This window comes from Xanthovirga aplysinae (assembly GCF_009711365.1).
Taxonomy (GTDB): Bacteria; Bacteroidota; Bacteroidia; order Cytophagales; family Cyclobacteriaceae; genus Xanthovirga; species Xanthovirga aplysinae.
On record NZ_SMMB01001208.1, the window covers coordinates 1 to 11,563 of the forward strand.

Here is an 11,563-nt window from a genome sequence, read left to right on the forward strand (position 1 = left end):
AACAGAATTAAAAAGCATTATCAACTCAGATTAAATAAAACAAACTGTTCACTTAGGAAGAAAAAATCTTTTCATACAATTCCTTATACTTCTCCACATCCCTATCCTTTTGCACAAATGCTCGACTTCTCCTTCTATAAGCTTCGAGATCACTCTGCTCCCAAATCGCTTCCATTTGCTTTAAGGTAATAGCAAAGGAATCTTCAGACAAACCCTTTAATCTTATCCCTATTTGATGTTCTTCGGCCAGCAGATAATCATCAGATATTCCATCCGGAATAATAATAGGCAAACCACAGGCCCAGTATTCCCCATCTTTTATCGGTGAACTATACCTTCTACTGGAAATTGACCTAATACCAACAAAGCCAAAATCCGCTGCTGAAAGGTAATCGGGTACTTTTTCTTTGGGCAAGGTTTCCACAATCAACTCCCCATCAATTATACCCTTCTTAGCACTTACTTCTTTTACCATTTGATGAGCATCAGGAGTAAGCACTAAAAACCTATATTTTACCTTTCCTTTATTTTTGCAGTAAGCAAAAAAATCAAAAAGTTCATCCTCCATATACATCCCCCCGAATTTGCCAAGATATACGATTAAGCATTCGTCGGCTGCAATATGATATTTTTTTCTTAGGCACGTTCTTTTTTCTTCAGAAAACTTGAAAAGGGATAAGTCGACACAGGAAGGGACTCGATGCTTTTGGGCCTTTACTCCTAACCCAGTGAGCTTCTCAATCATGGCATTAGTAGCTGTAAAAATATGACTACAATCATTAGCCACTTTTAACTCAAGCCTTTTCAAAAACCTTGCCTCCCAGTCTTTTGCTGACCAAACCCCTGATTCGATCATATAATCGGCATGAGGCTCGAAGGTATGAACGATGTGTTTTCTTCGGCTAAAACGAGCCAAAAAATGGCTAATGATGGCCCCAGGAAAACCTTCGGAATAAATAAATTTTGCTTTATACCTTAAAACTAAAAAGAGGGACAGGATAAAACCCCATACAAAATCAAAAGCTTTTTTCAACAATTTAAAACGGCCGGAATGCCACTTAGTTTTGTACCATATAATGTTGTGATCTAATAGTAGTTTTCGAATACTTTTAATTTCTTCATTTGAAAGAGTATACCGATCTTGTTCAAAAGTCAATAATACAAATCGATACTTTTCTTTTTGTGGAAAGTTTTCAAAATAAGGAAGTACAGCACTTTGAAAAACAGGGTCTTTATAGCTGTAGTAGGCAAAGACAAATATTGTTTTTTGCTTCATGGTCTCTTAAAACAAAGCTTTTAAGGCATTTAAAAATTGACGATCGGCTAAATAGGAGAGAAACATGATTTTCCGTGTTTTTAGCAATAAATAGAACCGGTCATAATAATTGCAAGGAATTTCTTCTTTCACATATTTCACTAACTGTCTGTAGCCTCCCTCTAAGCCTTTTAAATTGGACATGGCAGAAGCATTTCCTGTTCTGTAATTCAAAATACATTGATCAACTGTCTTGTATAAACCATCATTTGCAATTGATAAATAGAAACACAAATCCTCAGAATGGGTCATTTGTTCAATAAAAGCATAGTTCTTTCCTTTTACCCTCCTAATCATCCATGAAGGACCAAAAAAAACAGAGGGATCAAGCCTTAATAACGCTTTTAAAGGCGGGCCATTAAAAGATTGGATACTTGACTTGATAACACCTTTCATATTATGATCATAAAGATCCACCCTTCCATCCACAAAAAATGCATCAGGGAACTTGATAAAAAATTTAATACGAGCATTTAGACTATCTTTAGGGTAAGTATCATCTGCATCCAAAAAACAAAAGTAATCGCCTTTCATTTCTCTTAATCCAACATTTCGAGCAGCACTTACTCCTTTATTTTCTTGTTTGAAATAGCGAATACGAGAATCTTTAATTTTTAGAACCTGCTTTTCAGTTTGGTCCGTACTTCCATCGTTAATAATTAATAATTCCCAATGCTCATAGCTTTGATTAAGTACAGAGGTAATGGCTTCACTAATGTATTGGGAAGCATTATAGGTTGGCATGATGATGGAGACAAGAGATACATTTCTATGCTTAGTCATAAGCTAGCAATTAAATTTTCTATCCTTTTTATTTGTTCCCCATATGTATTTGCCATAGCAAAGGCTATTCTAATGTCCTTTTTTTCCTTAGAATTGTAGTCATTTAATTGGCTTACCACCTCTTGAAAGTGCAGTGGAAGTTCTGCATTATTTTCAACCATTTCAAGAAGATGCGATTTGTCTTTGTATTCGTCGGTATAGCTAGCCAAAATTGTTTTTCCAGCCCCTAAATACTCCATTACTTTATGAGGACTAGCCAATTGCTCTCTATATTGTTGGACTCTATAAGCTAAAAGTAGTATATCAAAAAGCTCCAAGTAAGCAGGTATTTCCTTAGAAGGTTTTGCTCCCAAAAAAAAGGTATTTTTTAAGCTTTGAGTTTTTAATAAAAAGGGATCTAATTTATTTGTATTAGAAATATTACTTTTCCCAACAGGGCCAATAAAGTAAAAGTTAAGTTCAGAATTTTCTTTGGCTATTTTATAAATAATATCCCAATCTAAGTATTTAATACTGAGATTCCCGACATAGCCAACTTTTACTTTTTCATCCTTAATTATAGGAAGTGTTTCGAATTTTTCAGGAGGTCTATAACCATGATGCACCTTAAAAACCTTAGAATTATAGGGGAGCATTTCTTTTTGAATAAAATCAGTTGTGCAAAATCCTATATCCATTGATTTAGACAAACGATGTCTTTGTAAATTTTCAGAAAGATCTACGATATGACCAATCTTAAGTACCCCTTTTCTCAATTTCTTAAGATCAAAGAAACGAGATGAGTCAAAATTCCAGATTACTTTAAATTGTTTACCAATTTTTTTCTCAATATTCAATAATTCGATACGGGTTAGATATGAACTGATAAATGATGGGATCTTTCCTAACCCTCTGAATATGGGCCTGTAATCTATGATATTGACACCAAATTCTAACTGCTTTATTCTAAAAGAGGAAGAAGGCGGATTAAGGAAATACACCTCATTCCCTTTTTTAGCCAGCTCTAAGGCATAGTGATGCTTTGAAACATAGCTTTTACCCCAGGCTTCGGGGGATATAAGTAGGATAGGTTTATTCTTTAACTGCATACTTATGGCTTATAAACAGTATTAGATGTAATTATTAAATCATATAATTTATACCGCAATTTTAAAGGTAAAAAAGATCTAAATAAGTCGTTTGAAAGAAGTTTAATCCATCTTTGGTTCCGAAAAAACTTAAACATAGGACTTTTCCAAAAAGAAGGAGAAAATTGATATTTAGAAGCATACAGTTTTAAAATTTCAGGATTCTTTTTTATCATTTCTCTGGCAGATAAGCTACATATATATTTTCGGTTGATATATTCTTCTAAATTTTTATAATCATCATGGTAAACCCAAGTCCTTTTGTCTGAGTAAATTGTAAGATTATGTTGATGTACAGCCCGAAAAGCTAATTCAAAATCTTCCGAATCAGTCAAATCTTCATTTAACATCCCCATTTCAATGAAAACTGTTCTAGAAATAGAAAAGTTAGGGCCATTTATGCTAGCTTTTTCCTTAGGACTTACTCCTAATTTAGCCCCATACCACCTATGTTCAATTAAAGCTCTATAATAATGAAAATCATCATAATAACGGGATTTGTCATAATAGGCAGGACCATCTAATATTGCTCTATTATGTTGCTGGTGAAATTCAAAGTGAGTACGTATCGAATCAGGGTTTGGTCGAGTATCATCATCATAAAATATTAATAGTTCTCCTTTGGCTGCTTTTGCCCCTATATTTCTACTTACCGATCTTCCTCCATTTTTACAATTTAGCACCCTTAAAGAAAAGGAATAGGAAGATCTTAGCTCCTCGATTTTTTCTTTAGTATTATCTGTGGAACCATCATTAACCACTACCACTTCAAATTTTTTTAAAGATTGTTTTTCCAAGGCATCCAGAATCTCCTGGATTTGATGGGAGCGATTAAAAGTAGGGATGATGACACTTATTTCCATCTTATTTATTCAGTAATGCTTTTCTAAAGCAATATAAAAGTGTACGATAATTTAAAATTTTAAAAGGAGATACTTTAATAGCTCGCCAAGAAGAAGAAAGGGCCAATTTATATCTTTTCCAATACATATGCGAAGCGGCAAATTCTCTGTAAGCTTTTGAAGGGTCGTTTAAATAAGGGGTCATGAATTTTTCTTCCAGTATTTTCATCTCCTCATTACCTCCCTCTTCCAAAATATTTGTTCCTTTATCCAGTATTTGTCGAATAAGAAAAGACGTAATTTGTTGAATATACAACTGTTTAATATTCTGTACACTAAATGATTTGGTAATTGAGTACGGATTAAACCGGTAATAATACAATGCTTGATTAATATTTATTATTTTGTAATTCAATATTATTTTAAACAACCAATAAACATCTTCATATCCACATCGATCAAAATATTCATGATATCCTCCAAAACTCTCATAAACTTCTCGTTTTAACATCACACTTCCAGGAAGAAACAAATATTGATTAGGAATGATCTCCCTAATTGTCCGATAATCAAAAGGGTACTTTGAAACAAATAAACATACTCCTTTGTCATCAACTTTTTTATATTGACTTCCGCAAACCCCTAATTCTGAATCTTTATTAAATTCCCCCAAAAGAAGTTCAAGGCGCCTCAAGTCTGACCAATCATCAGCATCCTGAAAAGTGATAAAATCCCCTGTACATTTTTCAAGAAGCTTATTACAAGTTTTTAAATATCCTAAATTTACGTCATTATGGTAGGTCTTTATTCTAGGATCATCATAACTTTCTATTATTTCATTTGTGTTATCCAAGGAATTATCATCTGCAATTAATAATTCAAAATTGGGATAGGTTTGATCAAGAATACTTTGGATTGCTTGAGAAATATAACTTCCTGCATTATAAGCAGGCATTATCACAGAAATCAACATTAAGATAAATTTGAATAGTTAATAAAACTCATTAAGCGCCCGAATCCTCTGACCTTATGAAACTTCATTTGAGTTAGCAGAAGTAAAAAACGGAAAATATAGGCTTCAGTTGTAGATAACAGTTTAGTACTTTTCGCAACTTTCAAAATTGCCAGTGCCTCCTTCTTCATTCCATCTCCCCTATATATTGCTAAATCTCTGAATGCAAACAAAAAGAGTCTCCTAAGATTCTTTTTTATAGAGGAAGTATCAGATCTGTTTAACTTTTCCATCTCAGTAAGAACCATTTCAATATATAGACAAAAACCCAAATTAGACCTTAAAACAAGCTCTCTATTAGGAAGGTTTTTATAATTTATTCTAAAAAAACAATCTGCTTTGTAATCTACTATTTTGTATTTGACCCCTTCTATCATTAAGGCCCGAGTATGAAGTTCAGGGTCCTGGAGCCTAGGAAAAGTCTCTATAAAACCTCCAAGTTTTATTAGAAAGGTTTTATCCCAAATTGGACAAGTCGTTTGCCATGGAATATCGTGTCTTAAAAAACGATAAAGAGGATTTTCCCGAGTATAGGTATTGAATAATTTCCCAATATCTCCTATTTCATAATTAAAACTCTCCATATTAAACACAGCAAAATCGAGATCAGGGTTTTGTCTCATAACGGCCATTCTTTCCTGCAAACAAAATGGAGCTAGAAGGTCATCTGAATCCAAAAAAATCACATAATCTCCATTAGCTTTCTCCAAACCAATATTTCGACAAACCGATCCCCCTTTGGGTTTTCTGTCCCTTTGGTAGAAGTGAAATCGTTGATCCTTCTCCACAAAGGTTTTTATTAAATCTTGTGTTCCATCTGTTGATCCATCGTCTACAATAATGGTCTCCCAATGTTGGTATGATTGGTCGAGAACAGAATTAAGAGTTTCTGAGACAAGGTTTACTCTATTAAAGACTGGAATAATAATAGAGACTATGGATTTTTTTTTAACTATATTCAATTATATTTCGAGTTTTAAAAAGGCAAAAAATAAACTAAGTGGCTCTTTCAATTATACATATCACTTTGAACCAAGAGTCTTTTATATATAGAAATTAGAGTATCTTGAATAAACCAGTGTCTTTTATTATCCAAAGATTTCTTCAAAAACTTTTCCCATTTCAAAGCAATCACCTTGTAATCCAAATTCTCTACGCTATTACATGCTAGTTCACATTGCTTTATATATTTAAAGTCAGACATCTTAGCAATTTTAACCAGGCTATTTACTAACTCATTATCCTTAAAATTGACAAGGTACCCTCCTTTACCTTTTAATATATAGTCAGATTGTCCTCCTTTAAACCTCGAAAGCCCCATAACTCCTAAGCCTAAAGCTTCGGCCATTGCAACACAGAAAGTTTCAAGGCCAGGCAAACCACTTATAAAAACATGACATTTTGCTAATTTCTCATACAAACTTTCTTTAGGAAGCATACCAAAAAACTTAATTTCAGACCTAGCTTCCCCTTTATCATCAAAAATATATTTAGCACAATATTCGTCTTCATATGAGGATTCTATTAGACCCGTTCTACCAAACTTTACCCCATCTTTGTAATACAAATTGGATGATCCAAAAACCCTCAACTCACTTTTAGGGTATATTTTATTAAACTTATCAAAAATCCGTAACACATCATGAAACCCTTTTGACCTTGATAAATTCCCAGAAAAACCAATTATCAAACCATCTTGTAGGCTTTTCTTTTCTCTAAAAGGTTCACATTTCTTCAAATCAATTGGGTTATGAATATAATTCAATCGATTCAGCAGGAAATTTTTAGGAATAAATTTCTTCACAAAGGGATATGCAGTGGAAAAATGATAAGCACTAACATGTACTATTCTATCTACCTGTTTTTTTGTAATCGCTTCGTAGAATTTTTCATCAGATTTCCCCAATACGTTTTCAAACAAAATAACCCGCAGTTTAGAACAAATTTTATCTCTAAGGAATAATTCTGCCGCATTTTGAACGGCAATTACAACATCCAAGTCTCCCAACCTATCAAGTTTTTTTTTAAAACCTTGATTTCCCTCTCTATTCTCAATAAACTTTATACCATTATCATTTGTATTTGTTGTACTACTTATAATAAATACTGAGTGTCCTAATTCCACCAAACCTTTTGCGGCTAATAGAATGGTACCCATGGTACCAGAAACCCCTTTCCGTTCCATATCTGTAAAGGTTGCCTTCGTAGTTAAAGTATGGCAAAACACAATTTTCATTTCAAGTATATCTAATTATTCTAATAATCAAATAGAAGTCCAAAAAATTAGTATTCAAACTCACCTATTCATTGCTTAAACCCAATTTATTTAGTGAAAAGGTTTATTGAAAGTAAAAATTCTAATTCAATCATGGTTTCTGACATAAAATTCTAATCTCAATTCACCTAAATAGAAGGTTCTATTACTTCAAAGCTAAATTCAGGCTGTACAACTCCAAGAATCATTTTTCCCCTAGAATAATTGTAAATATTACCTTCCTGGATTGTTAATTTAATTTGTCCAAAAATAAAATCCTGAACTATACCATTTACACTCATCCATAATTGTACATCATAATCACCAGCTTTCAATCTATTTTGTTTCAAATGAAACTCATAAAGGTTTTTATTTTGATGCTCAATACCTACTTTTCCTATAAAACCATTGTTCAAATGATATATTTGATTTCCATATACATCAACAATATGTAGGCTTAATTTTAAATCCCGTAAACTTGTTTTGTTTGAAGTCTGTTTGAGGGAGAGGGAAATATTTAAATCATCCTTTGTTGTATAAACCTGCTTATCAAAAGAAATCTGGCCAAAAATTAAATCAATTGGAGGGTTAACCCTTTGTAAACTGGTCAAATCTAATATTTGGCTGAAATCATTTTTAACTCCCAGTTTAATATAGTCTTTAACTATATTATCGATTTCCCCATCTTTACTCACGAAACCATCTTTTAAAAGAACTCCTCTTTGACACAAGTTTTTCACAGCTGCCATATTATGACTAACAAAGACTACTGTTCGCCCTTCTTGTTTACTCACCTCATCCATCTTTCCCAAACATTTTTCCTGAAATTCCGCATCGCCAACTGCCAAAACTTCATCTACAATTAGAGTCTCAGGTTCTAAATGGGCAGCAACTGCAAAAGCTAAGCGTACTTTCATCCCAGAGCTATAATGCTTCACAGGAGTATCGATGAATTTTTCTACGCCAGAGAAGGCTACGATCTCATCAAATTTTGCGTTTACTTCCTGCCTGCGCATACCTAATATGGTGCCATTTAAGAAAACATTTTCCCTACCCGTTAATTCCGGATGAAAACCTGTTCCAACCTCTAAAAGAGAAGATACTCTTCCGTTGATTTCAAATCGACCTAGGGTAGGTTCAGTAATTCTGCTTAGTAATTTTAATAAAGTGCTTTTTCCTGCTCCATTTCGACCAATGATGCCTACAGCTTCTCCTTTTTTGATTTCAAAGGAAACATCTTTTAAGGCCCAAAATTCTTCTTTAGGCGTAGCAGCAGTTTGCCTGAATAGACGATTAATTTTATTACTAAAGCTATTTCTAAAGTCCCCACTTTTGACATCACCTATCTGGTATTTCTTTCCTAACCCTTCTACTTTTATGGCTATATCACTCATAGATCAATATTATATGGAAGAACATCCCCCTAATCCCAGTCAAAGTGAGGGGGTATCTTTTTCGTTTTTTGGAGGACTAACATTTGATACAATGTTTTGCCCATTTTTTAAAACTCATAATTACACTATATCGGCCATTACTTTTTCCACTTTTTTAAAATAAAATAAGGCAGAAAAGACTAGCAGGATAACTAAAACAAATGATAAATACATGTAGTTGGAAGGAGGGTTACCTCCTAATATGGACCAACGAAAACCTTCAACCACTCCTGCCATGGGGTTTAGGTGCATAACCCATTGGTATTTTTCTGGAAAGGCAGAAGCTGGATAGGCTATTGGTGTTGCATATAAGCCAAATTGTACCATGAATGGTACCACATGTTGAAAATCCCTGTAACGAATGGTTAAAGCACTGAGCCAGATACCCACAGACAAGGCTGCCATAACAGCCATGATTAAGAAAAAAGGCAAATAGATCATATTTACTGAAGGCACAAACTCATAAAATATCATTAAGGTCACCATAAATAAAAAGGTGATACCTAAATCTACAAAACCCACTATGGCTTTAGAAAGTGGTATCACTAGTCGTGGAAAGTAAATCTTTTTTACCATCTCCTGTGCTCCTATGATAGAGTTACCCGATTGGCTCATCACAAAGGCAAAATAAGTCCAGGCTACCATGCCAGAAAGCGCAAACAAAGGATAAGGGACTCCGCCAGTATCTACTTTCACTGCTTTGCCAAACACAAAGGTGAGGACAATAAGGGTAGCCAAAGGTTGTATGAATGCCCATAGGAAACCTAAAAAAGTTTGGGCGTAACGCACTTTAAAATCTCGCATAGCCAAAACCCAAAAGAGATCGCGATATCGAAATAATTCTTTGAGGTTGAGAGCAAAAGGGCTTGAATTGGCGTCTATTATGAGTTTGTTTTGATTCATTTAATATTCTTTTTTTCTATTTTTTCCGATTTTACTAATATGTCATTATCATTGTTTATGTCCCATTTTTGTTTTGAAACAAAAATGGAATCACAAAAGTCAATAAAATCTAATACTCAATAACTGCAAATCAACCCACAGCCGACTAAATTTTTGACCCTCACTACTGGGAGGAAAAAGAGAGCTTATTTGAATTTGAAGTAGTCTTTTGTGCTCTTGAATTTTCAAACTAGATCAATACCTCACTCCACATTTACATTTTACTTATTCACTTTCCTGAGCCCTTTTTCATAATAATATTTTAAAAAAAATAAACCCATTAAATAATAAGGAATTAAGGGTACTTTATAGCGTACTAAGGAACCATAATTATAAGTCACTATCCCAATGGCAAAGGCAAAGGCAATAGCAAAAGTAAAGCAAAACAATATCTCAGGATGTGCCAAACTTTGTACCCAAATGGCTTTTAAACCTATTTTCCAAAGTAGGTAAAAACTCAGGAGCAGTAAGACTGTGCCTTCCAGAGATGAAAGTAACATAACAGGATTACGCACTTCCCATAGATGCGGTTGAAAAAGGCTTACCCAAACAGCTCTTGGAAATTTTCTAATCATACCAGGCGGGCTAAAATCAAAATCTCCCAGGGAATAACCTGATCCTCCTTCCACATCACTGACATAAGCCAGCCAGCGAGCAGAAGCCTCTGCTGTTTTAGTCATTTGTTCTAAGGAATAGCGTTTATTGTCTTCTCCAATCTTTTTTACGGCAAAAAAGGCTAAACCTGCAGCAATAGATAATACAAAAGGGGCTGTAGTATAGCGTATAAATTTATTTTTGACCTGGTTCAGGTTGAATATAAATAACCAAAGTACTAGGGCAGGTACAAAACAAATTAAAATATAAATCTTCACTTCATACAAAATCACACAGGCTGACAGAAAAATAAATGCCGAACTAAAAAAACGTTTTTTCTCAAAAAAGAGCTGAACTATGGCATAGGTCGCCCAAGCTAAAGCACCAAGTGTCAAGGTATCTTTCATAATCCCTGAGCCCCAGAAAAAGACAGAGGGAATGAAGAAAAGAGCAATGGCTAATTCTCTATGCAACATAGGAAAGAAGGCTTGGAAAGCCCTAAACATTGCCCAAAGACCGGAGAAACTAAAGAGAGCAAAAAGACAAGCAGTAGCTGAATAAGTATGAAAAGTAAAGAGATCAAAAAAACCAGCTACCCTAACTACAAAATAAGAAGGTAAATCTCTGTACATCCAGATATTTCTGGAATATTCCAGTGTGTCAGAAAAATGCTCGCCATTTGCAAGAAAAATAAGTTTAAATGCTTTAAATGGTGAATCCAAAAAGGCCTCCCATATATACTTACTCCCGTTGGTAAAATAAGTAAAGGTATCCCCCATGCCATAATAAAACTGATAAATCATTCCCAAGGCAATTGCCCCAATAAGCTTGAGAGATAATGCCGAGAAAAAATACCGTTGTGTCAAGGAATCACTTACCAATGGCCTAATAAAATATGCTACAGCATATATTATCACCAAAAACAATGGAGTTATTAGAAGATCTTTCAGTTCCATAAATTTAAGTTATTTACCTCTCAATTACATTTTCTAATAAGCCCTTTATGAAATGTCGTAGAAATCCACGAAATAGCTTAAAAATCCCCCATATAAAGCCTTCTGTTACGCTTTAAATCCTCTTTAAACAGGGACGAAAAAATTTTAGCTCCTTCAAAGTTTAAATGGGCATTATCCTTCCAAAGCCAGGGATTCGCCAGTTCGTCAAATTGTTTTTCAGCAAAATTAAAATACTTCACACCTTTGGCATTCAAATATTCATTTACCTTTTTATCCATTTTCTCAAACCCTATCCTTTTAAAATA

General features: G+C 34.0%; 11 protein-coding genes. All 11 read right to left on the minus strand.

Annotated features, from left to right (window positions below; genetic code table 11):
• Window positions 1-52 precede the first annotated feature (52 nt).
• Complete coding sequence (locus E1171_RS16935) at window positions 53-1,276, minus strand: glycosyltransferase family protein (RefSeq protein WP_155207240.1); 1,224 nt, start codon at window positions 1,274-1,276, stop codon at window positions 53-55.
• Between the two features lie 6 nt (window positions 1,277-1,282).
• The gene (locus E1171_RS16940; protein ID WP_155207241.1) at window positions 1,283-2,098 is read right to left on the minus strand and encodes a glycosyltransferase family 2 protein; all 816 of its coding nucleotides are present in this window, start codon (window positions 2,096-2,098) and stop codon (window positions 1,283-1,285) included.
• Complete coding sequence (locus E1171_RS16945; RefSeq protein ID WP_155207242.1) at window positions 2,095-3,186, minus strand: glycosyltransferase family protein; 1,092 nt, start codon at window positions 3,184-3,186, stop codon at window positions 2,095-2,097. Before E1171_RS16945 ends, E1171_RS16940 begins: the two co-directional genes overlap by 4 nt.
• Before the next feature lie 2 nt (window positions 3,187-3,188).
• Window positions 3,189-4,088, minus strand: a complete 900-nt coding sequence (locus tag E1171_RS16950) for a glycosyltransferase family 2 protein (protein WP_155207243.1) — start codon at window positions 4,086-4,088, stop codon at window positions 3,189-3,191.
• Window position 4,089: 1 nt separating this feature from the next.
• A complete protein-coding gene (locus tag E1171_RS16955) occupies window positions 4,090-5,040 on the minus strand; it encodes a glycosyltransferase family 2 protein (protein WP_155207244.1) in 951 nt (316 codons plus the stop codon).
• Window positions 5,040-6,041 carry a glycosyltransferase family 2 protein gene (locus tag E1171_RS16960; protein WP_155207245.1) on the minus strand — a complete coding sequence of 334 codons (1,002 nt, stop codon included), beginning with the start codon at window positions 6,039-6,041 and terminating at the stop codon, window positions 5,040-5,042. The genes E1171_RS16955 and E1171_RS16960 overlap by 1 nt, the downstream gene beginning before the upstream one ends.
• Window positions 6,042-6,088: 47 nt before the next feature.
• Window positions 6,089-7,315, minus strand: coding sequence for a glycosyltransferase (locus tag E1171_RS16965; protein ID WP_155207246.1), 1,227 nt, complete (start codon window positions 7,313-7,315; stop codon window positions 6,089-6,091).
• 167 nt (window positions 7,316-7,482) lie between these two features.
• Entirely contained in the window at window positions 7,483-8,727 is a 1,245-nt protein-coding gene (locus tag E1171_RS16970) for an ABC transporter ATP-binding protein (protein WP_155207247.1), read from the minus strand.
• A 120-nt stretch (window positions 8,728-8,847) separates the two neighbouring features.
• Entirely contained in the window at window positions 8,848-9,669 is an 822-nt protein-coding gene (locus E1171_RS16975; protein WP_155207248.1) for an ABC transporter permease, read from the minus strand.
• A gap of 260 nt (window positions 9,670-9,929) precedes the next feature.
• Window positions 9,930-11,258 (minus strand): hypothetical protein, encoded by a 1,329-nt coding sequence (locus E1171_RS16980; RefSeq protein ID WP_155207249.1) that lies wholly within the window; start codon window positions 11,256-11,258, stop codon window positions 9,930-9,932.
• Between the two features lie 77 nt (window positions 11,259-11,335).
• On the minus strand, window positions 11,336-11,563 hold a 228-nt coding region (locus E1171_RS16985; protein WP_222931529.1), incomplete at its 5' end, for a hypothetical protein.

Coding starts and splice junctions, on each gene's coding strand:
- E1171_RS16935 (WP_155207240.1), bottom strand. CDS start 1,276: ATGAAGCAAAAAACAATATTTGTCTTTGCCTACTACAGCTATAAAGAC.
- E1171_RS16940 (WP_155207241.1), bottom strand. CDS start 2,098: ATGACTAAGCATAGAAATGTATCTCTTGTCTCCATCATCATGCCAACC.
- E1171_RS16945 (WP_155207242.1), bottom strand. CDS start 3,186: ATGCAGTTAAAGAATAAACCTATCCTACTTATATCCCCCGAAGCCTGG.
- E1171_RS16950 (WP_155207243.1), bottom strand. CDS start 4,088: ATGGAAATAAGTGTCATCATCCCTACTTTTAATCGCTCCCATCAAATC.
- E1171_RS16955 (WP_155207244.1), bottom strand. CDS start 5,040: ATGTTGATTTCTGTGATAATGCCTGCTTATAATGCAGGAAGTTATATT.
- E1171_RS16965 (WP_155207246.1), bottom strand. CDS start 7,315: ATGAAAATTGTGTTTTGCCATACTTTAACTACGAAGGCAACCTTTACA.
- E1171_RS16970 (WP_155207247.1), bottom strand. CDS start 8,727: ATGAGTGATATAGCCATAAAAGTAGAAGGGTTAGGAAAGAAATACCAG.
- E1171_RS16975 (WP_155207248.1), bottom strand. CDS start 9,669: ATGAATCAAAACAAACTCATAATAGACGCCAATTCAAGCCCTTTTGCT.
- E1171_RS16980 (WP_155207249.1), bottom strand. CDS start 11,258: ATGGAACTGAAAGATCTTCTAATAACTCCATTGTTTTTGGTGATAATA.